The organism is Acidocella sp. KAb 2-4, assembly GCF_020567705.1.
In the GTDB taxonomy this organism is placed as follows: domain Bacteria; phylum Pseudomonadota; class Alphaproteobacteria; order Acetobacterales; family Acetobacteraceae; genus Acidocella.
In genome coordinates this window covers 1-24,676 of sequence record NZ_JAJDJU010000004.1, presented here as the reverse complement: position 1 = coordinate 24,676, position 24,676 = coordinate 1, and the positions used below count along the sequence as shown (strand labels likewise).

Annotated in this window: 27 protein-coding genes; 14 read left to right on the top strand and 13 right to left on the bottom strand. The window is 64.1% G+C overall.

What is annotated here, in order from left to right:
* Positions 1–4 precede the first annotated feature (4 nt).
* Entirely contained in the window at positions 5–283 is a 279-nt protein-coding gene (locus LI953_RS04290) for a metal/formaldehyde-sensitive transcriptional repressor (protein ID WP_227074798.1), read from the bottom strand.
* 70 nt (positions 284–353) lie between these two features.
* Between LI953_RS04290 and LI953_RS04285 the strand changes: the two genes are divergently transcribed.
* On the top strand, positions 354–950 hold the full coding sequence (locus tag LI953_RS04285) for a cation transporter (RefSeq protein WP_227074797.1): 597 nt from the start codon (positions 354–356) through the stop codon (positions 948–950).
* A gap of 20 nt (positions 951–970) precedes the next feature.
* On the opposite strand, the gene LI953_RS15400 is transcribed toward LI953_RS04285, so the two are convergent.
* A complete protein-coding gene (locus LI953_RS15400; RefSeq protein ID WP_255643060.1) occupies positions 971–1,102 on the bottom strand; it encodes a hypothetical protein in 132 nt (43 codons plus the stop codon).
* Positions 1,103–1,920: 818 nt separating this feature from the next.
* Between LI953_RS15400 and LI953_RS04280 the strand changes: the two genes are divergently transcribed.
* The 3 genes from LI953_RS04280 (at position 1,921) to LI953_RS04270 (ending at position 7,097) form a co-directional block, all read left to right on the top strand.
* Positions 1,921–4,560: an AAA family ATPase gene (locus LI953_RS04280; protein ID WP_227074796.1), complete on the top strand. Its 2,640-nt coding sequence runs from the start codon at positions 1,921–1,923 to the stop codon at positions 4,558–4,560.
* Positions 4,561–4,704: 144 nt separating this feature from the next.
* Entirely contained in the window at positions 4,705–5,982 is a 1,278-nt protein-coding gene (locus tag LI953_RS04275) for a hypothetical protein (protein ID WP_227074795.1), read from the top strand.
* Positions 5,979–7,097 (top strand): hypothetical protein, encoded by a 1,119-nt coding sequence (locus tag LI953_RS04270; protein ID WP_227074794.1) that lies wholly within the window; start codon positions 5,979–5,981, stop codon positions 7,095–7,097. Before LI953_RS04275 ends, LI953_RS04270 begins: the two co-directional genes overlap by 4 nt.
* Positions 7,098–7,099: 2 nt before the next feature.
* Here the strand turns inward: LI953_RS04270 and LI953_RS04265 are convergent, their stop codons facing one another.
* On the bottom strand, positions 7,100–7,981 hold the full coding sequence (locus LI953_RS04265; protein WP_255643059.1) for a DMT family transporter: 882 nt from the start codon (positions 7,979–7,981) through the stop codon (positions 7,100–7,102).
* An 88-nt stretch (positions 7,982–8,069) separates the two neighbouring features.
* Between LI953_RS04265 and LI953_RS04260 the strand changes: the two genes are divergently transcribed.
* Complete coding sequence (locus tag LI953_RS04260; RefSeq protein WP_227074793.1) at positions 8,070–9,461, top strand: PLP-dependent aminotransferase family protein; 1,392 nt, start codon at positions 8,070–8,072, stop codon at positions 9,459–9,461.
* Between the two features lie 146 nt (positions 9,462–9,607).
* On the opposite strand, the gene LI953_RS04255 is transcribed toward LI953_RS04260, so the two are convergent.
* From LI953_RS04255 to LI953_RS04235, 5 genes are all read right to left on the bottom strand, one after another.
* Positions 9,608–10,084: a hypothetical protein gene (locus tag LI953_RS04255; protein ID WP_227074792.1), complete on the bottom strand. Its 477-nt coding sequence runs from the start codon at positions 10,082–10,084 to the stop codon at positions 9,608–9,610.
* A gap of 416 nt (positions 10,085–10,500) precedes the next feature.
* The gene (locus LI953_RS04250) at positions 10,501–10,740 is read right to left on the bottom strand and encodes a hypothetical protein (RefSeq protein WP_227074791.1); all 240 of its coding nucleotides are present in this window, start codon (positions 10,738–10,740) and stop codon (positions 10,501–10,503) included.
* 48 nt (positions 10,741–10,788) lie between these two features.
* The gene (locus LI953_RS04245) at positions 10,789–11,043 is read right to left on the bottom strand and encodes a hypothetical protein (protein ID WP_227074790.1); all 255 of its coding nucleotides are present in this window, start codon (positions 11,041–11,043) and stop codon (positions 10,789–10,791) included.
* 213 nt (positions 11,044–11,256) lie between these two features.
* Positions 11,257–11,718, bottom strand: coding sequence for a hypothetical protein (locus LI953_RS04240; RefSeq protein WP_227074789.1), 462 nt, complete (start codon positions 11,716–11,718; stop codon positions 11,257–11,259).
* A 186-nt stretch (positions 11,719–11,904) separates the two neighbouring features.
* Entirely contained in the window at positions 11,905–13,038 is a 1,134-nt protein-coding gene (locus LI953_RS04235) for an AAA family ATPase (protein WP_227074788.1), read from the bottom strand.
* Between the two features lie 566 nt (positions 13,039–13,604).
* Here LI953_RS04235 and LI953_RS04230 point away from each other — a divergent pair.
* The 7 genes from LI953_RS04230 (at position 13,605) to LI953_RS04200 (ending at position 17,847) form a co-directional block, all read left to right on the top strand.
* Positions 13,605–13,904 (top strand): hypothetical protein, encoded by a 300-nt coding sequence (locus LI953_RS04230; RefSeq protein ID WP_227074787.1) that lies wholly within the window; start codon positions 13,605–13,607, stop codon positions 13,902–13,904.
* Positions 13,901–14,593, top strand: a complete 693-nt coding sequence (locus LI953_RS04225) for a hypothetical protein (RefSeq protein ID WP_227074786.1) — start codon at positions 13,901–13,903, stop codon at positions 14,591–14,593. Before LI953_RS04230 ends, LI953_RS04225 begins: the two co-directional genes overlap by 4 nt.
* A gap of 140 nt (positions 14,594–14,733) precedes the next feature.
* Positions 14,734–15,006, top strand: a complete 273-nt coding sequence (locus tag LI953_RS04220) for a hypothetical protein (RefSeq protein WP_227074785.1) — start codon at positions 14,734–14,736, stop codon at positions 15,004–15,006.
* A gap of 41 nt (positions 15,007–15,047) precedes the next feature.
* Positions 15,048–15,674: a hypothetical protein gene (locus tag LI953_RS04215; protein ID WP_227074784.1), complete on the top strand. Its 627-nt coding sequence runs from the start codon at positions 15,048–15,050 to the stop codon at positions 15,672–15,674.
* Positions 15,675–15,873: 199 nt separating this feature from the next.
* Positions 15,874–16,143: an AlpA family transcriptional regulator gene (locus LI953_RS04210; RefSeq protein WP_227074783.1), complete on the top strand. Its 270-nt coding sequence runs from the start codon at positions 15,874–15,876 to the stop codon at positions 16,141–16,143.
* A 118-nt stretch (positions 16,144–16,261) separates the two neighbouring features.
* Positions 16,262–17,479, top strand: coding sequence for a site-specific integrase (locus LI953_RS04205; protein WP_227074782.1), 1,218 nt, complete (start codon positions 16,262–16,264; stop codon positions 17,477–17,479).
* Positions 17,480–17,562: 83 nt separating this feature from the next.
* Positions 17,563–17,847: a hypothetical protein gene (locus tag LI953_RS04200; protein WP_227074781.1), complete on the top strand. Its 285-nt coding sequence runs from the start codon at positions 17,563–17,565 to the stop codon at positions 17,845–17,847.
* A gap of 183 nt (positions 17,848–18,030) precedes the next feature.
* Here the strand turns inward: LI953_RS04200 and LI953_RS04195 are convergent, their stop codons facing one another.
* The 5 genes from LI953_RS04195 to LI953_RS04175 all read right to left on the bottom strand — a co-directional run bounded on the left by LI953_RS04195 (position 18,031) and on the right by LI953_RS04175 (position 21,561).
* Positions 18,031–18,348, bottom strand: a complete 318-nt coding sequence (locus LI953_RS04195) for a TIR domain-containing protein (protein WP_370635756.1) — start codon at positions 18,346–18,348, stop codon at positions 18,031–18,033.
* Positions 18,306–18,866, bottom strand: a complete 561-nt coding sequence (locus LI953_RS04190) for a hypothetical protein (protein ID WP_227074779.1) — start codon at positions 18,864–18,866, stop codon at positions 18,306–18,308. The genes LI953_RS04195 and LI953_RS04190 overlap by 43 nt, the downstream gene beginning before the upstream one ends.
* A 6-nt stretch (positions 18,867–18,872) precedes the next feature.
* A complete protein-coding gene (locus LI953_RS04185) occupies positions 18,873–19,580 on the bottom strand; it encodes a helix-turn-helix domain-containing protein (protein ID WP_227074778.1) in 708 nt (235 codons plus the stop codon).
* A gap of 380 nt (positions 19,581–19,960) precedes the next feature.
* Positions 19,961–20,767 (bottom strand): bifunctional 2-polyprenyl-6-hydroxyphenol methylase/3-demethylubiquinol 3-O-methyltransferase UbiG, encoded by an 807-nt coding sequence (locus LI953_RS04180; protein WP_227074777.1) that lies wholly within the window; start codon positions 20,765–20,767, stop codon positions 19,961–19,963.
* Complete coding sequence (locus tag LI953_RS04175) at positions 20,764–21,561, bottom strand: glycosyltransferase family 25 protein (RefSeq protein WP_227074776.1); 798 nt, start codon at positions 21,559–21,561, stop codon at positions 20,764–20,766. The genes LI953_RS04180 and LI953_RS04175 overlap by 4 nt, the downstream gene beginning before the upstream one ends.
* A gap of 123 nt (positions 21,562–21,684) precedes the next feature.
* On the opposite strand from LI953_RS04175, the gene LI953_RS04170 reads away from it, so the two are divergent.
* Both LI953_RS04170 and LI953_RS04165 read left to right on the top strand, forming a co-directional pair.
* Positions 21,685–21,954, top strand: a complete 270-nt coding sequence (locus LI953_RS04170) for a helix-turn-helix domain-containing protein (RefSeq protein WP_227074775.1) — start codon at positions 21,685–21,687, stop codon at positions 21,952–21,954.
* Positions 21,955–22,107: 153 nt separating this feature from the next.
* Positions 22,108–23,790, top strand: a complete 1,683-nt coding sequence (locus LI953_RS04165; RefSeq protein ID WP_227074774.1) for an anti-phage dCTP deaminase — start codon at positions 22,108–22,110, stop codon at positions 23,788–23,790.
* Positions 23,791–24,676 lie beyond the last annotated feature (886 nt).

Genomic DNA, 24,676 nt, shown 5'->3' with positions numbered 1-24,676 from the left:
GTTCTCACTTCAGATAGGTGCGGACGACATCGAGCAGCTGCTCTGCCGCGTCCTCGTTCAGCGCGCCGGGATGCTTCTCGGCATCCACGAGATGGGTAAGGACGTGGTCCTCGACGATCTGCGCCATCAGCCCGGCCGTGGCGCCACGCATTCCAGCGAGCAGGTGCATCACCTTCTCGCAACTGGCCTCGCTCTCCAGCGCGCGCTCAATGGCTTCAACCTGGCCGCGGATGCGGCGCACGCGCGCCAGCAGGCGCTGCCTGTCACGGACGGTATGGGTCATACGGCTTGTATAGCCTACCCCCCTATGCCATGGAAGACGCACAACGAGATTGCGCCAGAGAGGATCGCGCTTGAGTGAGACCATCACAAACCCCAGCTTCCGCCGCGCCGTGTTCTGGGCCGGCACGCTCAACCTCGCCTATTTCGGCGTCGAGTTCGCCGTGGCGCTGGCCATCGGCTCGGTCTCGCTCTTCGCCGACAGCATCGACTTCCTGGAGGACGCCTCGGTCAATCTGCTCATCATGCTGGCGCTGGGCTGGAGCCTGAAGCAGCGCGCGCGGCTCGGCATGGCGCTGGCCGGCATCCTGCTGGTGCCTGGCCTCGCCACGCTCTGGATGGCCTGGCAGAAATTCCTCCACCCCATGCCGCCCTCGCCTGCGCTGCTCTCTGCCACGGCCGCCGGGGCGATGCTCGTCAACGCCGCTTGCGCGCTCATGCTGGCCCGCCACCGCGCGCATGGCGGCAGCCTCGCCAAGGCCGCCTACCTCTCCGCCCGCAACGACGTGCTGGCCAACATCGCCATCATCCTTGCCGGGGCAGTCACGGCCTATCTCTGGCGCTCGGCCTGGCCCGACCTGCTGGTCGGCCTCGGCATCGCCGCCATGAACGCGGATGCGGCCCGCGAGGTATGGTCCGCCGCCCGCGAGGAACACAGCGCGGCGGCGTAGGGCACGCGGCTGGCTGAGGCTCAGGCGCGCCAGAACGTCATGAGCGCGCCGCCGGCGACGATGAGGACGCCGCCGGCCACCACAGGGACGGTGGGCGAGGTTCCAAACACCAGCAGATTGATGAGCTGTGCCACCACGAAGAAGAGCGTCACGTACACGCCCAGCAGGCGCCCGAAATCCCACGGGGGGAATTCACTGTCACGCCGTAGGTGAAGAGCACGACCGCGCCTACCCCGAACAGTGCCAAGCGGGCAGCGCCTTGATGATTATGTAGACCCAGCCTGACCAATGCATCGCCTCCTGCTTCCAGGCAGGCAGCGAGCAGCAGAAGTCCATATGCAGCGAAAGTTCCCATGTTATCCTCGATATCGTCGTGTGGGCGCTAGACGTGGTCGCCGGTGGAATTGTCAAGCAATTGTCGAGCCAATTCCGCCGCCGCGCGCGCTTCCCACCGGGCGATCTGCGGCGAAACGAGGCCAATGAGGGGATAGTGGTGGGCAGCCCCGAAACGCCAACGGGCCGGTCCACCAGGACCGGCCCGCTTTTGCTTGTATTTCAATGAATTCCGTGGCGCGCCCGAAGAGATTCGAACTCCTGACCCTCAGATTCGTAGTAGGTTCGAAACGAAAGTCGGACCGTCTTTGATCGCCTGCGATCACCCTCGATGGCCTACCATCGTCATGCCGTGGCACGCAACCCGGGCGGGTTGCACCCCACGTTGACCGCAGATCGCCTCCCCCCCCCCGTCGGTCGCCCGAGGGGATTGTGGGGGGAAGAGAGGATGGGGCGGGCACCCCTCTCCCGACTCTGCGTCGGTTAATTCCGGGGCCGGGGCAGTTCGAGATTCTCACTTTTCTCAGGCAGGGCTGGCGTTGACTCGCCGATCGCGCCAGACTGGCTTTAAGATTGGCGGCGGGGCAAGGTTCGGTTGCGATCTGGACGAGATAGGGAACTGCGCGCAGAAGGCATCATGGCGAAGGAGCCAATTGACGACATCATCGCATGGTCCACCACCCTGCCCCTCTGGCGGCAGGACTGTCTTCGCCGCCTCGCGATATCGAACGAGTTGACGGACACCGACCGCGAAGAGCTGCTTGCGATGGTGAAAGTGGCCGCCGGACTTGCCACTGAAGGCGAGCCTCCCATACCGACCCCCTTCGCCAAGGAGCATTTCGGCGGGAGCAAGCAGGCACCCATCATCCTCAAGGGAATCGCCAATGTCGAGGGCGTGAATCGCCTCGTGGCCAAGGCTTCATTGAGCTTCTGCCCCAAGGCCCTCACCATCGTCTATGGCCGCAACGGGAGCGGCAAGAGCGGATTCGTCCGGATACTTCGGACGGCATGTCGCACCAGGATCGAGAATCCGGTAACACTAAAGGTCTTCGGGGATGTCTACGGTGACGGCAGCGGCGTGCAGGCGGCAGACATCGTCATCGACGCAGGCGCAGGCGACGAGCCCATCGCCTGGACAGCGGGCATGGCCGCTGCCCCACAGTTGATGCAAGTCTCCGTCTTCGATAGCGCTTCGGCACAGCTCTACGTCGATAGTGGCAACCAGATCAGGTTCCTGCCATTCGGCCTCGCGCTTCCTCACCGCCTGAACGCTGCGTGCCTCGAACTCAAGGCGATGCTAGAGGCAGAACATTTGGCAACGGTCGGAGGCAAGATCGAGTTGAGTGCCATCACCTTCGCACCCGTACGAGACACCACCCCGCAGAGGTTCGCCAGTGCGATCAACAGCAAGACGACTGACCTCGAGATTGAGACCGCGACGAAATTCTCCGACACAGACGCCACACGCATCGACGAGATCGCAGGCATACTCGCATCAGGATCGACGGCCCGGGCGGACTTGGCAACGCTCCTATCATGGGTCGAAGCCGTAGCCGAGGAGTGCCGATCCGCGTTGACGGCTCTATCTGACGAGCCACTCGCGGCGCTGACAGCCCTGAAGGAGAGGGCCATCGCGGCCCGTAGGGCCGCCGAGGTTTCGGCGGGCGCCCTGTTCGACGACGAACCGCTCGACGGCGTGGGCAGCGAGAGTTGGCGCGCCCTGTGGGTTGCTGCTCGCAACTACTCTCTCGCCGAGGCTTATCCGGGTCAGGACTTCCCGGTCGTCAACCAAGATGTCGACGCCGCTTGTGTGCTGTGTCAGCAGCCGCTGCTCCCGGAAGGCGTTGACCGTATGCAGCGGTTCCAGGCCTACATGGACGACACCCTGGACAAGGCCGCATCACTCGATGAGGAAGCGCTTGCTGCAGCGAAGGAGGCACTTCCCACACTTGCAAAACTGCGTGCCGATGACTTCCCGGAGCGCCTGGAACAGGTCAGATCGCGCGATGCCGATCTTGCCGACAAGCTGTCGGCGTTCGAGCGAGCGGTTGCCGATCGCCTTGCCGACGCCACAGTCCGCCTGGATGGCGGGGAGAGTTCGCCTGTCGCGGAGCTCGTCTCTCCGGTCGCCGATGTCGAAGCGCTTGCTGTCAAGCTCGGCGTCGAGAAGGAGCAACTCTCCTTGGCGGAGGACGCGGCATGGCGAGACAAGCTTGCCGCAGAGAAGGCCGAACTCGAGGATCAGAAAATCCTCAATGCCAATAAGGCGAAGCTGACTACGCGTCGTGATTTGATGGTGCTCGATGGTGCCTTCACCAAGGCGATCAGCTCCTGCGTGACCACCGGCATCACCAAGCGCGCCAACGAGCTCATCGACGCGCACCTATCATCCGCCGTGGTGGCTAGGTTCGAACGCGAGTGCGACGGGCTCGACATCAGCAACCTCAAGGTCAGCCTGGCCCGGAAGAGTGGCCAGCTTAAGGCCGAGTTCCAGATCGATCCGAAGACCAAACTAACCAGGGTCACCTCTCAGATTCTGAGCGAAGGGGAGCAGCGCGCCCTGGCGCTCGCCAGCTTCTTGACGGAGGTTGCCCTGACCGATGGCTCGGGGCCAATCATCGTGGACGATCCGGTCTCCTCCTTGGACCGAGACCGCAGCAGCCGTGTCGCCGAGCGGATCGCGCAGGAGGCAACCCAGCGCCAAGTCATCGTGTTCACTCATGATATCGTCTTCTTCAACGAGCTGTGCAGAGCAGCAGACGCGGTGGGTATCGAGCCGGTCACTGTCGCGCTCTTCAGCGACCAGGATGCGGCTGGCAAAATTGACCCGGCCGGCATGGTATGGAAAGGCCTCGACGTCTTCAAACGGATTGGACAGATCAAGGTGCGGCTCGCGGTGCTCCGCAAGCTCAGCGCCAACAGCCCTGCTGACTATGAGTATGAGATCAAGGGCCTCTACGGGAGACTGCGCGACACCTATGAGCGCATGGTCGAGGAAGTGATCTTCCGCAACATCGTGCGTCGCGGGACCGATGTCATTCAGACGCAGCTTCTACGTTACGTCACGCTACCAGACGCTCTCGCGATCCGGTTCCACGAGGGCATGACCCGTGCCAACACCCATAGCCACGACAATCCCGCTTCCGACACGGTTCCCGTACCTACGCCCGAAGAGTTCGCGGCCCACCTCGCCGATCTCGAATCTCTGATTGCTGACTTCAACGCAGCCAAGGAAGAGACTGAGGCCGCTCGACCACAGATGAAGCCCAGGAAGTAGCGATCTGCGCTCGACCAATGATCAGCACAATTCGGCGCCACAACGCGTCAGGCGTTACCTCTTTTCGGAACGACAGACCTCATGCCCATTGCTGACCGCTGGAAACGCCTTGCGACGCCTGGAACTGTGATCCCCTGTCGATCGATGACTCTGCTGGCCGCCGACCACGAGCCGCCGGTTGCGGTTGGCTCCGGCCAATTGACCGTGGAGTCTCTCACGTCAATTCGCTACGAGATGCACGGACTGCCTTCAGACGTCAGACACGCCCTGCATGCGCTCAACCGCATCCACGGCGATCCCTACGACGGACTTCATCGACAGCGCCTGCAGGTTGTCACGGAGGAGGGGCTGTCCCTCCTTGGCGGATGGACCATCCCGAAAGTGTATGTGCCCGAGTCAGGAGGTGAATGGACATTCTCCGGGCAGATCGAGGGGATGATGACGGACGAACCAGGCGGAAATCAGCCTGGCACGGAGGTGACGTTCCTGCTCCCACGCGAACATCTTGCCCGGATCATCCTGCGCCGATTCTTTCCGAGACCGGAAGAGGAGGGCGCGACCGTTGAGCATCGCCTTTCTGTCCTTGGAACCGAAGTTATCTTCACCCTCGACGACGCAGCCGACATGCTGACCGTTGGCGCCGCGGCCAGTGAGGTGCTGCCCCTGATGTTCACAGAGCATTGGCTGGGTGAGCCGTTGAGGATCATGTTCGGTCAGCTCATCTATCCGAGATTCATCATCCGCGCTCTCCCGACACGGACGATGGTCTCGATCCGCCCGTCGCCCGCTTGGCGGGCCGAGTCCAATGCCTGCGCACTCTGGCACGGCGACCATATCCTCGCAGATGCAAGTGGCTTTTGGCAGACCTATGCAGGACTCCTCACCTACATCGTCTCGGCACGGGACGATCAAGGGCAACCCAATTTCGAGGCAAACAAGGTGACTGCGCTGTACGTCGAAGTGATCCAGGCGGCGCGCGGTTCGCGCTGGGTGTGGGCGCTCACCTTCGCAAGCGCAGTTGAGGGCATGGTGAAGATTCTTGTCCCCAGGGGCGCACACCGAGCAGATGTTGATTCCGCCAGCGTCGAGATGTTGAAGAGGCATATCGACGAGTGGACGGGAGGCGCATACCTCAAAGGTGTCGCCAAAAGCGCCGTATCACGCGCACTCGAAATAACCACCGCTACAGCACTTCGTGAGCTTCGAGATGCTGGCACGATCACGCCGGATCAACATCGAGCTTGGAACAAGGTTCGGAATCGAGTTATGCATGGCAGCTTGGTCTCTCCATACTCAAGTGCCGAGGACGACAAGCTCTTGGTCGACCTGATTGATTTGCTGCGTTCGTTGACTCGAGGTTTAATTGCAAATGGTGGACCGATTCCACAACGGGTCATATATCGTAATGGAATTACGCTTTGACTCTTTTTACTGCTACGATCATTGCGCCGGACAGCTCGCATTGGGGAAAATGGTTGGACGCAGCCCAGTCTCCAAATCCAGAGCGGAGACGGCGGGCGCATACGTTGCACGGGAGACTGCTCGAACAGGGACGCCTGCCGCTCCTATCCTGGCATCATCTTGAGGAGTTGCTCGGAGTCGAGAATGATTCAACCGCCCGAACGCGGATCGAATTTCTCCAACAATTGCCATTCGTGGCTTATTTACGCTTACCCAATGAGAAAGAGGGATTATTAGGCTCGATCGTGCAAGTGCTGGCAGCCGAAGCGATCGCAGCCGCCGAAGGGTGCGGTGATCTCATTGCCGTTCGCAATCGAGCTCGGGAGCTATTGCTAACAATAGGAAATGGCAGGCAGGCAATTGGTGAAGATATTAGAGTATGGGAAGCTTCGCGGCCAAACGTACAATCCCGCAAGGGGACGGCTAACATGATCGCGACGTTTGGGCCATTACGGACATTTGATGAGAAGCTAACAATCGGTGAATTGGCCAAATTGCCGTTCAATTCACCTGACCAGATACGCATGCAACTCGACTTGAGCTATGCACGGGCTCTGCGAGAGGCGATTCTGAGTACTGGCGGCGATACCATTGGGGCACGTAAGATGGCCGACGAGTTCATGACGCAGGTATTGGCTAGGACGCCGCCGCCGGGCGCGACGGTACGTGAGATGCTGGTGTTGATGTTGGTCGACCAGGGCGTGGATGAAAGCGAGATTCGTGACGAGAGCGTTCTCGAAGACCTGAATAGGCTTGCGTTGTTTAGAAGTCAGCTGCGAGTTGTAGCTTCGAAGACTGGCCGATCGTTTCAAGAACTTAAAAAAGTATCGATGGATGTGCTGCCTAGCCGGGTCATCAGTGAAGCACTTAAGGTTCACGGGCAGCCTCGTTCGTTGCGTCCAGGAAGTGACCACATTGATAGCCATTTAGCTGTCCTCGCTGCGTATTGCACAGTTCTTTATGTAGATAAACGTACGGCCGAGGATTTTAGACGTGCACGAAATAAAGAGCCTAGGTTAACAGGACTCATTGGTGATATTGCCAAAGCCGGAGATTTTGAAGGGCTTCTGGCTTAACCTCACACGAACCTCTTAGCCCCCGCGACGCAGAGGACGATGGCAAAGGTGACTACAGCCATGACGGGCGGCACGGTCTCATGCAGCACTAGCGCGGAGGCGGCAAGACCAAGCCCAGGCTGCAGCAATTGCAGCTGACCCACGGCCGCGATGCCGCCCAGCGCCAAGCCGCGATACCAGAACACGAACCCAACCAGCATGCTGAAGACCGCCACATAGGCGAGCCCCGCCCAGGCGCCGCCCGGCACATGCATCAGCGTGGCGGGCGCGTTCAGCCAGCACAGGACCAGCATCAGGGGTAGAGCCAGGACCAGCGCCCAGGAGATGACCTGCCAGCCGCCCAACCGCCGTGAGAGTTTCGCCCCCTCCGCGTAACCCAGCCCGCACACCAGGATCGCGGCCAGCATCAGCGCCACCCCGGCCACAGGCAGGCCCGCGCCGTGGCGCAGCGCGACGCCGATCACGCAGGCGCTGCCCAGTCCGGCGAAGAGCCAGAACCCGCAGCGCGGACGTTCCCCGCCGCGCAGCACGCCGAACGTGGCCGTGGCGAGCGGCAGCAGCCCCAGGAAAATTTGTGACTGCGCGGCGTTGATGTGCCGCAGGGCCAGGGCGGAGAGCAGCGGGAAGCCCAGCACCACGCCCAGCGCCACAACGACGAGGGAGGCGAGATCGCCCCGCGCCGGGCGCGGCTGGCGGAAGGCGAGAAGCAGGGTTACCGCCAGCATCCCCGCCAGTGCCGCCCGCGCCACGGTGAGGAAGAGCGGATCGAACCCGGCCAGCGCCGCGCGCGTGGCGGGCATAGACCCGCTGAAAATCACCACGCCCAGCGCGCCGCACACCCAACCGTCGATCGTCTTCTCCATGCCCATGCCCTTCCGCGTCATGCGATCCTTGTGGCGGGCCGGGGCTGGCGCATCCAGGCACAGGTGAGTACAATCTTCACAAACTGTACTTGGCACTGGAGAGGTACGAATGGCTCCGCCGGATGGCACATTGGTCGCCCAGCTCGTGCAGGAGATGCGTGGGCGCATCGCCGCGCGAACGCTGGCACCCGGCACCAGACTGCTCTCCATCCGCGCTCAAGCCACCGCGCGCGGCATCTCCAAGACCACGGTGGTGGAAGCCTACGACCGGCTGGCGGCGGAAGGCGTCATCGAGTCCCGGCGCGGCTCCGGCTTCTACGTCGCGGGGCACCCGCCGCCATTCAGCTTGGCGGAAACTGGGCCGAAGTTGGACCGAGACATGGACCCGCTCTGGGTCTCGCGGCAATCGCTGGAGATGCCGGACAATGCGCTCAAGCCGGGCTGCGGCTGGCTGCCGCCCTCGTGGATGCCAGAAGCCAGCCTGCGCCGCGCCCTGCGCGGGCTGGCCAGGGCCGATGCCGCCGCCCTGACCGATTACGGCAGCCCGCGAGGTTTCGCGCCGCTGCGCGAGCATCTCGCCCGGCGGCTGGGCAGCTTCGGCGTGCCGGCAGCACCAGGACAAATCCTGCTCGTCGACTCCGGCACCCAGGCGGTCGATCTGCTCTGCCGCTTCCTGCTGGAGCCGGGCGACACGGTGCTGGTGGACGACCCCTGCTACTTCAATTTCCGCGCTCTGCTGCGCGCGCACCGGGCGCGGGTGGTCAGCGTGCCCTACACGCCGGCGGGGCCGGATATCGCCGCCTTCGGCCAGGTGCTGGAGGACCAAAAACCCCGCCTCTACATCACCAATTGCGCCGTGCATAACCCCACCGGCGCCTCGCTCTCCCCCGTCACCGCGCACCGGCTGCTGAAGCTGGCCGAGCAGCATGGGCTGACCATCATCGAGGACGACATCTTCGCGGATTTCGAGGCCGAGCCGTCGCCGCGCCTTGCCGCCTTCGACGGGCTGGAGCGCGTGGTGCAGGTCGGCAGCTTCTCCAAGACGGTCTCGGCTTCGCTCCGCTGTGGCTACATCGCCGTCAAGTCGGACTGGATCGAGGGGTTGACGGATTTGAAGATCGCCTCGTCCTTCTCCAGCGGGCGGCTCTCGGCCGAGCTGCTGCTGGCGGTGTTGCAGGACGGCTCCTACAGGAAGCACATCGAGACCCTGCGCGCGAAGCTGGCGGGCGCGATGAGCCAAGCCAGCACCCGGCTCCGGGCCATCGGGTTGACACCCTGGGTAATGCCGCGCGCGGGGATGTACCTGTGGTGCGAATTGCCCGCGAGGCTGGACGCCGCCGAGATCGCGCGCCGCGCGCTGGAAGACGGCATCGTGCTGGCGCCGGGGAACGTGTTCAGCCCGGCGCAGACAGCAGGACGCTTCCTGCGCTTCAACGTCGCGCAGTGCGCCGACCCGCGAATCTTCCAGATGCTCAACCGCGCCATGGCGGCGCCGAGATGAAAAAACTGCCCTGGACCTCACGGCCCAGGGCAGCATGTCGGTTATCAAGCGGGGCTCGCGGTGACGCACCGATGACGGAGTACACCGCCTGCCTCACGTCGGCCGGTCACCATACCGGCCTCGCCGGCATGCAAGCGGGCTGCAGCTTATTTCGCTTCGCTGGTATCCTCGCCGCACAGCTTCCAGCCCATCCCATCGTGCTCGATCATCTCCGCGTCGGCGAGCTTCGTCAGCGCCGCGGAGATGCTGCCGGGCGGCACCTCGCCGCCGCCGTCGGCGGAGAGCAGGGTGATGATCTCCTTCCGGGTGAGGATGCCGTGCTGCTGGATCAGGTCGCGGACGCGCGCGTAAACGGTGTTTGCGCCCGGGCGCCAGTTTTTCTTGCGACGATCCTCTGCGAGCAGCCCGCGGTTGCGCACTCCCGCCATCTTGGCGATCGTCTCCCGCATGCTGGCCAGCTTGACCAGCTCCTCCTGCTGGGCGTCGATTTTCTCATCGAGCAGCGCGACGAGCGAGGCGGGGTCGGCGCAGGGCGCGAGGCCCAGGCTCGCGCCGAGTGCGTTCATCAGCTCGACCTTCACGATCTTGGTATCGAGCTTCTTGAGCTTGAGGGGGGTGTTCATCATGTCTCCTTGGTCTCTGTGTTGAAGGGCAGCCGCGCACCGGAATTTGAGTGCCGGCTCACCCCTGTGTTCCCTGAGATTTGCCGTTTAAGCGGCAGCCCTTGGCTTTGATCGTCTCGTTTTCACCTCGTCCTTGGCTGTGACACGCCGGCTGCGGCGCAAAGGCCGCAGCCGGGTGTTGTACGGTGCCGCCCGGGCACCGGCGCCGGATACCCGGCGGCTTAACGACCGCTCGCCGATCACGGCTGCACGGCCCTGGCTTTGATGGCGCATGCTGTCGGCAGGCCGCCGTTCATGGTGACCTGCGCGACCTGCCGGCCTTGTGCGGCTTAGCGGGCGCCGCCGTTAGCTTCGGCCATGCCGCCAGCACGGACGGCACGGCTCTGACTAACAGAGTGCCGGCTGTAGCCCTGTGGCTAGTGCCGCGTCGCAGGCCACATCGCGGCGATCGCATCGCAGAGCTTGGCCAGATTGCGCCCTTCCTCGAGATACCATTCCGAGCGGGAAGAGAGCATCCAGACCAAGTCCTCGAAGCTCTCGCCTATGGGCAGGCCGAGCTCGGCGCACATGGCGTTGGCCGCATCCAGCATTTCCTCGTCCTTCTCTTTCTTGTGAGACCCTCTGGTTTCCGCGATGATGGTGTCGGCATCCTTCATTTAGCCTCCAAAAAAGCCAGATGTGAGAATTGATCGGGCCGCGCGGGATCAGTGGGCGGCCACCTTGCCCTTCGCTGGCGCCCGGCGATTGCCGCGCGCCAGCACGGCGGCCATTTCTCTGCGCAGCACCGCCAGGCTCGCGGCCTCTGTGGTGAGCCTTTCAATGCAGGCGTCGCAGAGTGTCAGGAACTCGTTCAGGTCCGCGGGCTCGGGCAGGCCCAGCACCGTAAATGCGTCCCGCGCCGCGGCGCGGATGCGCTCTTCCTCGGCCCGCCACGCGGCCGCGCTCTTCTTCGTCTTCATGTGTTCTCCAGTGAGTAAGAGCATGGCCGGCTGCGGCGCGAGGGCCGCAACCGGGTGTGATCATGCTGATTCGTGCGATGCCGCGCGGGCACCGGCGCCGGTCACCCGGCGACTTAACGACCGCGCGCAGATTTCGCGCGCACGGCCCTGGCCTTAATGGCCTGGCGCCTTCGGCAAGCCGCCATTCGTGGCGGCTTGCCGACTTGGCACTACCTAGCTGACGGTGCCGCTGAGCGCGTGCTCGCCCTGGATCACCCAGCCGTCGGGGCCGGCGTCAATCTTGCCGCCCAGCGCCAGCATCTCCAGCGCGTAGCGCACCCGCCCCTCGGGGATGCCCATGGACGGGCAGAATTCGACGAGCGCCGGCGTGGTCATCGGAATCCCCGATTCCGTGAGAACGTCCATGATGCTCACCATATCATCATAGGCCTGCTCCGCCTTCGCGCGCACCAGCTCCGTGCGCGGCATGGCTGGGCGGAGCGCCTTGAACGCCCTGATCGCCATCGTCACCTCCCGAACCTTGGTCTGGCGCCAGTCGCGCTCGATTTCGGCATCGGCGATGATTGCGTCCAGGCTATCCGCCGTGCGCAGGCCCAGCGTCTTGCAGACGACCTGGGCGGCGCCGAGCGCGCGTTCTTCCTCGATTTCGAGGAAGAGGGAATCACTTATGCGCATGTATGATCTCCAATGTTGTGTGTGGCCAGCCGCGGCCTCATGGGCCACGGCCTAACCATTGAAGGGAGGTCGGCTCACCAGCGGTTTGTATAACCGCGGGCTCGCGTCTGTATTTTCTGGGCCGCGGCGAAACCGCCACGACCCGATCTTCATTTGGGCGCCCCATCGCGGCACCCCTTGGCGCCCTCAGCGGCCCTTTTTCGTCAGCGCCACGATCTCAAGCGCGGGCGCGGTTGTGCCGTTAACGGGCACTTCCACGCGTTTGAAATAGGTCGGGCGGCCCGGCCTGCGGCTGTACGAAGACTTCACCACATCCCGGCGGATGTAGTCCGGCGCGGCCTCATCCGTGATGCCGAAATCCTCGCGCTCCTTCTTGGAGAGTTCGGAAAACACATCGGCGTGGCGGATGGAGGCGCCGGTAGCGCCGGCACCCCGCGCGGTGTGGATGGTCGGCGGCGCGTCGCCCTTGTCGGGCTTCACGCTGTGGTGCGCTAGCACCACGGCGTAGTTGCCGGCCCGCGCGCGTGTGCGGAGCTTGGCCATCAGCTCGTGCATCGCGCCGTTGTCCATTTCTGGCAGGCGGTGGAGTTCGGCCATGGGGTCGAGGCAGACCACGTCCGTGCCGAACCCTTCGACCTCGGCGAAGAACGACCGCCCAACGTCGGTCATTTTCGCGCCATTGGGCCCGGGCTCGAACAGCACGCAGGAATCATCGTGGTGCACGATCCGAAGATTGCGCTCCAGGACTTCCATGTCGGCCCCCAGGGCCGAGGCCATGGCCTCGATCCTGTCGACCAATATGTCGGCTTCATCCTCAGGCGAAAGGATGACGACCTTGTGCGCACCGCTCGGCACGTAGCCACCGAACGGGCGCCCGGACGCCATCGCGACGCCGCCTTGCACCAGGTACTGGCTTTTGCCGATGCCCGGTTGCCCGACCACCAGCGACACCAGACGCCGCCGCACATTGCCCCAGATGGGCGCCTGGCGTCGGGCCGCGGCTATCCGCTTCAGGTTGCTGAACCTGAGTAGCAGCCCCGGCCCGGCCTGCCGGCCATCCGTGCCTTCCACACTGGCCTGCGATTGAGACTCGGCCTGGGCCTCGCCTGTCGCTGCCTGGACCCGCGGGATATCCCTGGTCCCTTTTTCGCTGCCCCCCTCCACTGGAGGGGCTATACGCGCCGTATCTGGCGCCGCTTCGCCGGTGGTACCATCGCCCGCCGATACCGGGGTTGTCCCCAGCCCGAGCGCGGAATTCCACGGCGAGAGTTGAACGTCACGACCGACTAGGGCCGTTTCGTCATGATGGGTTTTCGCCATCAACTCCTCTGATGTACCCGGCCACGTCAGCCGGGGCTGCGCCCCTAGCACCGGCCGGGAGGTGGTGTCCAGAGATTTTTGAAAATTTTTTACCATTCACTTTCATGGTCGAGGTAGTGAAGTTGGTTCTGGCTCCTTCGCCGGCCCTCACCTTGCCGCGCGTCAGCCGGTGGGCCAGTTGGCGGTTGGTGGCCTGGGTCGCGGAAAGGCATCTGCGCCTGGGCGTGATGGCAATGGATATGGGGGAGGGGGCCTTAAAGCCCCCTCCCCCATATCCATTGTTCTCTGCTCGCGTTCAACTTGTCGCCTAAGTCAGAGCGCGGACGATCCGATGCCAAATCGTCAATGGCTCGCGGAGATACGCAAGCGGAACTCGGACGGCGAGGTACATCAGGACGCCGCATATCTCATTACTATACCGTACCACGTCCAGCTCAAGTGTGGCAGAGCCTGCCTCCAAGCGCATGTCATGGTCTCGCCCGCGCCGTGCGGGCAGCAACCCCAACCCCGCGCGAGACGGCCAGCCCTTGAAGGGGCTGGCCGCATCGCGCCTTGGAGACCATCACATGACCCAAACCTTCCCCCAGGCCGAGGCGCTTGAGGCGCTCTTGCGGCGCCACGCCGCCGGGCGCGATCTGCCCCGGCACGTGCCGCAACTTCGCCTGGCCGATGCCCTGGTGCGCGGCGATGATCCACTGCACCTGTTGCCATACCTTAACGATTTGGGCGTGCGGATCGGCACGCTGGAAGACCTGCTCGCGGCCTGCGCCGACCCCGGCGAGGAAGAAGTCCAAGCCTATCGCGTCGAGGAAGGAATTGCCGTCTATCTCGTAACGGACGGGCAATGGGCGGTCTTCACGCGATGACGTCAGCCAGCATGGCAACCGGCACCGGCCAGACCGGCGGTAACGCCACCGGACGGCGCCTCAACCGCGACGTTGTCGCCTGGCACACCACCAGCGCCGGGCGCAATGTCGCCCTCGTCGCCATCGACCTGATCCCGGGCCGGCCGTTGCGCTTGTGGGGTGCGGCGGTCGAGATCGCGGATGGCGGAGTATTCATCCGCCTCGCCATCTCCGGCCCGTTCGATGGCTGGAACGTTGCCCAGCTCATCTCCGTGGCGATGGCGCGGTTCGAGGCCGAGCTGGCGCATTCCGGCGAGCCCGCCCTGGCCGAGATCGTGCGCCACCTTGAACACGCCGCCGCCGTGCATCGCGAGCCCCAGGAGAGAGACATCGTGCCGCCGGTTTCATTCGAGCCTGCCCCGCCGGGCGGCGTGGCCTCGCCCTTCCCGTGGACCGCGGCCAGGGCTGGGCAGTTCTCCATTGCCCTGTGCCCGGATGCCGAGGCGCGGCAGCGCGGCGTCACGCCCGAGCAACTTTTGCTCGTGCTCGAAATGGCGCTTACGTCCTGGCTGCCGGTCACGCCCTGGCGGCGAAGCTGCTGGGAGGCGCGTCGGGAAGTACGCGCGGCGCTGGTCCTGGAGGCTGCACGGGCCAAGGCGCGATGGGCGGCGCATGTGGCGGATTACGACGGAGAGCCGGACGCGGGCTGAGTCGGGTGGCGCATCGGCGGCGCCGGTCAATCGCATGTGATGCCATTGCACAGGCCGCATCTGGCCCGGGCAATCATCCCCCCGAACGAGCAGGAAGCCCCGCCCTTCAAAGGCAGGGCTTCCTGCGTCTGGAGCATCACATGGACGAAACGAAAACCGAGACGCTGGAGGAGCTGCTGCGGCGCTACTCCGACATCGAAAGATTGAGCGAGGTGCAGCGCGTCAACTTCGCCGACGCGGTGCGCACCGGCGAGGACCCGCTGCACGTCATCAAGTACCTCGCCACCCTCGGCATCGAGGTGAAGACGCCGGCCGACCTGTTCCGCCTCAACGACGACGACGACGAGGAGGAGCTGGTCTGCTTCTGGATTCCCGAGGGCGTGGCGGCGACGATCAACAGCGACGATTCCTGACTGGTGTTCGAGGTCGACCGCGCCGACGGAGGCGCACGCCCATGATCGACCTCGACGAGAAATCCATCGTCGCCGCACGCCGCACCGCCGACGGGGAGCGCTTCGCGCTGTTCAGCAACGCCGACGTGCGACCGTTCTGGGGGCAGAACTTCTGGGCGGTCGTGCTCGACACCGGCGGCGACGGCTTCGGCCTGCCGGTCCGGTACGGAACGGTCTGCTCCGCGCCCTCGGGCTGGACGCTGCGCCAGCTCATCTGCGTGGCGCAGGCCCGCATGGCGGTTGAGCACGCGCGGATGCCGGAGGCGGGCGCGCTGGCCGTGCTGGATGCGCTCGGCCGCGCGGCCCGGTCCATGCACGTGGGCGAGACGCTGGGCAGCGGTGTGGATTTCCGCCCCGGCGCTCAGCCGTCGCCGTACCAATGGACCGTGGCGCGCTGCGGCGATCTGCACATCGAGCTCTGCCCCGACCCCGCCAGCCGCGAGGAGGGCGTGGTGCCGGAGTTGTTGCTGATCGTCATCGACGAGGCGTTGCGGGACTGGACCGATCGCGCGCCGTACAACCGGCGGCTCTGGGAATGCCGGCACGCCATCCAGGACGCCATCGAGGCCGAGACGCGAAGGGTGCGCATCGCGCGCCTCATCGCGGACGCCGCCGGCGAGCCAGGGTAGGGAAAGACCCAGGGGATCAGCCGAAGAATCGCCAACGCGCGGCGCGGAGTTTTGTCCGCAAGGTGCGTTGGCGGATTGCAAGCGGTGCGGCGAGCAACGCCACGAACGACCTTTGGCGACAAAGTGCGGCCACCGAACACCTCCATGGACGAAGCCGGGGCAAGAACGCCCTCGGCGCCCAGCACCATGGAGACCCGGCATGGCCGACAAGACCAGCCAGACCAGCCAGACCAAGCACACCGCCGCCGCGGAAACCACCACGGCCGGCCCAACCGAACTCCGCCCCCTGCTGACCGCCAATCAGGCCGCCGAGCGCCTGGGCGTCCCGCCCAGCGTGCTCGAACGCTGGCGCGGGACCGGCGAGGGGCCGGCCTACATCAAGCTCTCCGGCAAATACGTCAGGTACAGGCAAGAGGACCTCGAAACGTTCATCGAGGCCCGCCGCTGCCAGAGCACGGCGCAGGGGTGAGCCTCGCTCCATCCCAAGCCGCCAGGATCGCGCCGCAGCCCGGGGCCGCAAGCCCCCGGGTGCTGGCGCTCGTCCCATGGCCCCCATGACCCCCATGCCCTAACGCGAAAGGAGCACCATGCCCGCAACGACCATCACGCGCAGCCTCGTGCAGAAGCTGCCGCCGCTGCCCGAAGGAGCGGCAAAGCACCGCATCTTCGACGACCGGCTGGTCGGCTTCATCGCCGAGCAGCGCCGCACCACCGTGACGTTCTACTTCCGGTACAAGGACGCGCGCGGCCGCCAGCACGAGGTCCGGCTCGGTCGCCTCGGCGACGTCACCGTCGACCAGGCCCGGCGCCGCGCCGAGCAGCTCAAGGCCAAGGTCAGCCTGGGGGGCGACCCTGTGGCAGAGAAGGCAAAGCTCAGGGCCGTGCCAACGATCGATGAGTTCGCCCGCGACAGATACCTGCCGCACGTGCAGGAGCGCCAGCGCTCCGCGCACAATGTCGAAGCGTACCTGCGCAAGCGCATCCTGCCCGCCCTGGGCAAGAAGGCATTGGACGAGGTGACGCCGCAGGACGTCGCCGAGCTGCGGCGCAAGATGGTGGCGGAAGGTTTGGCCAACGGTACCGTCAACCGGCACTTGGCGACGCTGCGTGCGATGTTCAACCTCGCAATGAAGTGGGAGCTGTACGAGGGCAAGAACCCGGCCAGCTCGCCGGGGATGCTGCGCGAGGTGCACCGCGACAAGTACCTGTCCCCGGCAGAAACGCAGGCGCTCTTCCGGGCGCTGGCCGCCGACCCGGACGAGACCGCCGCGGCGGTGCTGGCGCTGCTCGCCGTCACCGGCGCCCGCCGGGGCGAGGCGCTGAAGGCGAGGTGGGAGAACGTGGATTTGGAGCGCGGCCTGCTCACCGTGCCCCGCTCCAAGTCCGGCCGCACCCGGCACATCCCGCTCTCGGCCGTTGCGGTGGCGATCCTGCGGCGCCAGCTCGCCAAGCGGCAGCTCCACCCGGACAACCCGTACGTCTTCCCCAGCGCCCGCCGGGCCGGCGCGCCCGTCGAGGGCGTGCGCGGCGCGTGGCGGCGGGCCAGGATCGCGGCGGGGCTTCCCGAGGACCTGCGCATCCACGACCTGCGGCACAGCTTCGCAAGTGCCCTGGCCAACGCTGGAACTCCTCTGAACGAGATCGGCACCGTGCTGGGGCACACGCAGCTCAGCACGACCCAGAGGTACGCGCACCACAGCCCGCAGCGCCTGATCGACACCGCGACGACTGCGCTGCGGGCGTGGAACCTGCTGGCGCTGCCGGCGCCGGTGGCGAGCGAGGCGGAGACGCAGAACGCCGCGTGAGGCAGGCCGATCGAAACCCGCACCGACGCGAGGATGGGGGAAGGCGCTGAAGCGCCTTCCCCCATCCATCGCCAAATCAGAACTTGAAAGGAACCACCATGCAGAACGAGAAGAACCTGCTCACCATCGTCACCGAGATTGCGCCGCCGTGCCAGGGGCAGAAACCGGCCCTAGGGGCCAGGAAGCGCGGCCTTTGGAACCGCCTGCCGGTCGCGGTGAAGATCATCCTCACCCTGCCGGTGGCGATGGCGCTGCTGGCGGCCGAGGTCGAGCTGCGCCTAGCGCCCCAGCTCGATCTCGTCCTGACTGCCGCCGGCGTCTGTGCCATGTGGGCATGGTTGTCAGGGGGGCCGCCTGCTGCAGGGTGAGCAAATTCCGGGTGGCTGTGGGGTGGAGCCACCCCTGGAAGGCACTGCTTTTTTTGCCCAATCTGAATGATGAAAAGACAGAATTTATGTGTGTTGCCACCAGGTAGGTGAAACTGGCAGATTAGCGGCGTGAAGTTCGGTCACCAACTTTCGTTGCCAACCATCTTGGTCGTCGAAGGGCACCTAGACGATGCCGTCATAGTCTGAAGGCCTTTCGACGCCGGGTCGTACTAGTGCACAGACACGGTCGAGGCCAAGTTGCCCGATGAAAAAACCCATCTCGAAGATCACATTCTGACGAGGTCGGGGTGTGGGCTCCGTTCTGGTGCCGGCAAGTTCAGGGCGGAGCGTTCCAGAATCATCACCCGTCATCAGTATGACCGCGAACGTGGCGCCATCGGCTTCTTGTTGGAACTTTGTCAGGATCGAGCGTCCGCGATTGGGGCGCTCGCTCAAGATCACGACATCGAGACCGACACGGCGTTCGAGAAAGCGCGCCACCGCATGCTTGACTGCTTCGTCCCGGCCATGAACCAAAAAACTTTCGCCGGTGTCACATCCACTGCGGGGGTGGGTGGAGTGATCGGCTCAGGTAGATGTATTGGCATCGCCACGCGGATGTGGCCATCCTCCTTCAGGATGGCGTAGAGGTCTCCTTCCTTGACCGCCCAATGTGTTCGGCTGAATTCAAAGTTGGCGAGCTGTAGCTGACGTTTGAGCGAAACGATCTTCTCCCTGGTGAGGGGGGGCACCGTTTCGTCGAACTCGAAAATCACACGGAACTCGGAGCCGCGCTGTTGGATGCGCTTGATCCTGCCGACACGCGGCGTTCCCTGGGTATCTTGCTCATACATGAAGAGGGTTGGCAGGGAGGCGAGTTCCTCAAGCGCCGTGTTCGACAGCGTGTGAAGTCGCCCGCGAATGGGTTCCTCGGTGTATTCAAGGATGCGGGTGCGATCCCAAGTATATGCGCCTTCTTCCCAGGCGTTATCGCTGGCGGTTACCATGATATTGAACATACGTCTTCACATCTCCTCTTCGTCTGGCGCTTCAGCTTCCTCGGTGCGGTGCTTGGTAGGTGGATAGATGATGGCAGTTCCGTGGGGAGTTTCCCATTGGCCGAGAGTGCGTAGCACGTGGGCGCGGAGAATTTCATCTGGGGTACGGCCTACTCGTAGCGCCACGCGGCGTTCGTCCCATTGTGCCAACAGGAAAGCTGGGCCGCCACCGCCGTCGTCATCAACTTCGTAGACCTTGACCTCAAAATCGGCGCCGCCAACGCAGAAGCCCTTCTCGGCAAGAGCTTTGATATGATCACGCGTCTCGAGCTCGCGTGAGACCAGCACGATGGGTGACAGCGGTCTTTCAAGTGCCGCTAGGGCGTGACAAAAATCATGGAAGATTTCGATCGCCTTGGCATCGTCAAGATTGTCCAGTTCCGAAAATCCAAAATCGATACGCGAGCTGTCGAGTAATAGTTCAACTAGGCAACGACCGCTGCGAATCGGCTCCAACGGCAGATAGGCCTCGAAGTTGTCCGCAGCGTCTGCCGCGAGTTCGCTCGCGGGTATGCCAAAGGCGGCTGCGATCGAGGCAAGGCTGTCGGCCGAGAGCCGCCTGCCGCTCTCGGCTCGCTGGATCGTCGCGAGTCCACATCCCGCTTTGGCGGCGAGATCTTCTTGGGTCATCCCATGGTCGCGGCGCATGGCTTTGATCTTGTCGGAAGTTTTCATCGTGCAAGAATTCATAGTGTGATCTCCTCGGTGATGGAAACTTTTCCTCCGGGAGATGCACACCATACCACGTCACGCGGGCTTCAGTTGGCCATCAGGCCAAAGGGGGCGGTTCTGGTTGGAGGGCTCGCTGGCGCGCGCGAGAGAGCTTCGAGATTTAAGGTGATGGCCTGCTTCCGCCGGTCTGTCCATCTCTCTGAGGCGTCGGAGCAGGGCGATTTGCCTGAACTTCAGTCCGTCCTTTGTTGCGTAGGAGGGATAGGCACCGTGTGTGGGATGATTGACCTGCCCGGGAACGCCACCAGCCACATGAAGACGAACGGCCCGACCAGTGGGATGAACAGCACGGCCAGCAGCCAGCGCCGCAGGCCTGCGGCTCTTCAGTTTTTTCCCTTGAACGCGAGCACGCGGACGCCGGGCTTTCTGTTGGGCAGGACGATGACGCGGTGGAAGTGCGGCGCCAGCGCGGCGCGCACGCCGTCCCTGGTGAAGAGGGTGAGGTGCTCCGGCGGGCAGACCATGCCCCAGCGCAACGGGTCGCCGCGCACGGTATGGTGCCCGGCGTCCGGCGTGGTGAGGAAGAGCAAGCCGCCCGGCGCCACGGCGGCGGCGAGCTGCGCCACCAGGCGCTGCGGGTTTGGCACGTGCTCCAGCACCTCGACGCACTGCACGAGGTCGAATTGCCGCCCGGCCGGCAGCGCATCCAGCGTGCCGACGAAGTACTCGTTGCGCGGGAAGTGCCGGCGGGCGATCTCCACGGCATCCGCGCCCGGCTCGATCCCGGCCGCCGCGAAGCCGTTCCGGCGCGCGGCCTCGACCGCGCAGCCGATGCCGCTGCCCACGTCCAGGAAGCGCCGGCCGCGCACCGCCAGCCGCAGGCAGAAGAGCCGCCGCGTCTCCAGCCCCAGCTTACTCTTGATCTTCGCCAGGGACCGGGCCGTCCCGGAATAGGCGCCGTAGAAGCGACCGAGGGCGGCTGGCGGGGGCACGCGGTCGGTGAAGAGCGTGCCGCACGCGCCGCAGCGCAGGAACGCATCGAAGGCCAGCTCCGGGTCGGCCTCCATCGCCGCCCAAGCATCACGCCGCTCCCGCAGGGCGGCGTCGCGCCACTCGGCGCGGGTGAAGACCTCGGCCAGATCGGCCGAGCCGCAGGCCGGGCAGCGGTCGCGGAGGGTGCCGCCGGTCATGCCAGGTACATCCGCAGCAAGCCGTGCAGGATGCTGAAATTCCGGCGCAGGGTGCGGAGGGCGATCTGGTACAGCCCAACCGGGCCGCGCCTCGTGTCGTCGGCCGCGCGCTCGCCGATGGTGGAGGCGATGCCGGTCTCGTGGCGGACCGGGTAGGGTAGCACGGCGTAGGTGTCGAGCCGGTTGAAGCAGGTCTCGTCCAGGGCGATGTCGATTTGCTGGGTGATCGGCGAGCAGTAGGAGATGAGCTTGCGCGCGCCGGCGGCGGTGATGACGTAGGCCTGGGCACCGCAGGGCCCGACGGCCAAGCGCACCAGCGCATGCCCGCCGGAAAGCTGGCGGACGATCCTGCCCCGGCGCTCGCGCAGCCCAGCCAGGCGCACCACGTCGAAGCTCCCCCGCCGCATGCCGGCCAGATCGGCCAGCACGGGCGCCACCGCATCAGAGAGCACCACGTCGTCCTCCAGCACCAGCCCGATGCCAGCCTCGCTCTGCGCGATGCGGCGGCAGGCCTCCAGGTGGCTGAGGCAACAGGCGATCTCCGCCCGGGTGAGGTCGGTGCCGTAGGTGCGCAGGCGCCGGGGGCGGTCGTAGAGTCGCTCCAGCCCCTCGATCGGCTGGCGCCCGTCCACGGCCGTGACGATCTCGTGGGCAAGGCCCAGGCTCGCCATCTGCGCGCGCATGTGCGCCCGGCGCTCTGGGGCGCGGTCGAGGGAGATGACGTAGATGGGGATGGCGGTTGAATTGGGCACAGCCGTACCGGCTGGCCCGAAGCACTCCTCGGGTCTCTTCACGCGACAATCTCCTGCTGGCGGCGCGGGGGCGCCGCCTGTCACGCGGGGATCGGCCGATCGGTCCGCTTAAATACGTGACTATAGTGCGTGGAATAATAGGCCGCAAGCTGCGCCGATCGGCGCATGGATGCACGGGCGCGCGTGGCGTGGAACATCAGGCGGCTGAGGGTGACGCGGGGCGTCTCGCAGGAGGCGTTCGCCGTGGATGCTGGCATCGACCGCACCTACGTCAGCCGGCTGGAGCGCGGGATGGAGAACCCCACCGTGGCGGTGCTGGAGGGCATCGCCGCAGCGCTGGGCGTGGAGATCGAGGCGCTGTTCGCCCGGCCCCAGCCGGGCGAGGAAGCGCCGGGGCCGCTGCCAAGCGGGAGGAAGCGGCAGAAGATTGTGTAAATGGCGGGTGGTAAGCGTTTCAGGGCGAGGAATTTGTTGATCGACTGAGAAGAGGTTGCTTGCTATCGGTAAAACACCCCTGGGGTGATTCGGTGCTGCTGAAGCGTTCAGCGAGGACGCAACCAGTAGCTAATGCACCGAAAGCTGGGACAAATGGTGGTGCTGGCGAGGAATGCTACGGTGTCGGGTCTGAAACTTATCAAGCCGCAGGATGACGCTAATACCGGGAGCGAGGAAATCTCCCCCCTGTCCCTCGAGCTTGTCATCGGTGTGGTTGGCTACGTCGGAGCTGGCTGCTCTACAGCCTGCAGCCGCCTTGAAGTGCTCCTGCAGCAGGAAGGGTATCAGGTAGAAGTCATCAAACTGAGCCGCCTTATCGCACGCCATATGGGCCAGGATGACACTCTCCAGGAAACGCATGGCATTGGAGCGGGCTCGGCGCGCTTCCATCGTGCGAGTGGTCTTCAAGACTCAGGGGACACCCTGCGAGAACAGCATGGTCACGATGCCGTTGCTGCATTGGCGATTGCCGAGATCAGAGCGCTTCGGGGCCATGACGAGGCGGGATTAAAAAAACGAGCCTTCATCCTCGACTCATTGAAGCATTCTGCTGAGGTCGACCTTCTCCGGAAAGTTTACGACCAATCTTTTCGGCTTGTGGCCGTCCATTGTGATCGTCCAATTCGTGAAAATCGCCTAGTAGGCGGCAAAACCTCGACGTCTAAATACGCGGGCGTCGGGGAAGTTGATGTCCTAAATTATATGGATCGTGACGAGAAAGACCAGGGGCGCAAGAATGGTCAGCAGGTGCGGGACGCCTTTTACCTCGCTGACTTCTTTATCGACAATAATTTGGCCTCGCAATCAGGTGCAAGCCTAACAGGGGATCTGCATCGCTTCGTCAATCTGGTCCTTGGGTCAGGCCTCGTGCGCCCGACGAAGAGCGAACGGGCTATGTACCATGCTCATGCTGCAGCATTGCAGTCCTCCTGTCTGTCACGACAAGTCGGCGCCGCACTCGTCGCCTCGGATGGCACCGTCGTCGCTACTGGCACCAATGATGTCCCTAGGTTCGGAGGCGGCGTCTACGATGAAGATAGTGATCCGGACCACCGCTGCTTTGCTTGGGAGTGGAAAGATGGAAAGGTGACGTTCACGGGTTGTCACAATCAACGCAAGAAGAAACAACTCCGAGAAGACATTGGCAAGTTTCTGGCGGAGAAATTTTCGAAAGGACTCGCGCTAGCCGCCCATCCCCAAGGAAGCGCTGATTTCGACCCTGCGGCCGAAGCGCGCGACGAGGCAGAGCGCCGGATCCGCGAATTCTTCGCAGATAATGCAGTGGCTATGGCGGACCTGCCCGGGATTAAAGATATCGTGGAGTACTCCCGTTCTATCCATGCGGAGATGAACGCACTCCTCTCGGCGGCAAGGAACGGCATCTCACCGGTCGGGACAACCCTCTACTGCACGACGTATCCTTGTCATAATTGTGCCCGGCACCTTGTCACAGCCGGCGTGACACGCGTCTACTACATTGAACCTTACGTGAAGAGTCTTGCAACGGAATTGCACTCGGACGCGATTGCGACCCAAACAACACCGACAATAGGCGGCACTCAATCAAAGCAAACTCATATGGTTGTGACTCCATTTACAGGGGTTGGCCCGCGTATGTACGAAGATTTTTTTACGAAGCGCACGGAGGTGAAGAGAGCTGATGGCACATACGAGGCTCCGGATCGCAAGCTGCCCGCCCAGGCGGTCCGACTTCGTGAACTCCGAATGGTCGAGGAGCGTGCGGCTGCACTAATCCAACAGGTGGCCGATGTCTGACGATAAGGTTGTGGGCTTCCCAGGTGTACCCTTTACGACATCTAGCCGAACTCTGCCGGCTCAACAGTTGAACCTTTTTGACCACAGAGGAGATAACTGCGGCAGGATCACGTTCCTTGACGTTCGCTGGTTTGCTGAGGAAACCCTGCTGAACCTGATGAGCCGCAATGGCGTTACCGCTCTAGTAGACTTGCGACCGAGGCCGGTCTTTGAGCGCCCCTATTTTAGGCATCGGCACGTAGTGCATTACCTCTGTGAGCACGGTGTGCACTATCTGGAATATGCTCTGCTAGCGCGAAGCGCGACCGATGACTGGGTTCGCTCTCACACGTGGCCGCTTGGTGCCGAAGCTCGAATACACGAGATGCTTTCGCGAGGACTAACTGTCTGTCTATACGATGAGGGAGCGCGTTCAGCTGGCTGGATCGATGCTGTCAGGCACATGGTGCGCTCAACGCCCAGTTACCGAGCCGAAGTGCATCCCCGTGCCCTAGTAGGGGCACCTGAGGGGGTTGGGCGACGTTGACGGAGTTGATGGTCGGTAGGCCCGTACGCACTGTACCTGGGAATCACGGTGTGCTGTGCGCCTTCCCATGCGGTGACCGCCGATGAAACGCGGCCACCGGAGGGGATAGTGGTGGGCCGGGCCCAAACGAAAACGGGCTGGTCATCGCTGACCAGCCCGTTTAGCCTTGTTTATCAAGGAATTCTGTGGCGCGCCCGAAGAGATTCGAACTCCTGACCCTCAGATTCGTAGTATGTTCGAAACAAATTTCCGGGGCCCCTTGTCCGCCTCTGCGGGCCGCGCCTGACCGCGCTTGGCCATGCCGGCGGTCACCTTGGATACGGGCTTCACCCCTTGTTGACCTCGATTTGCCGCTCATCG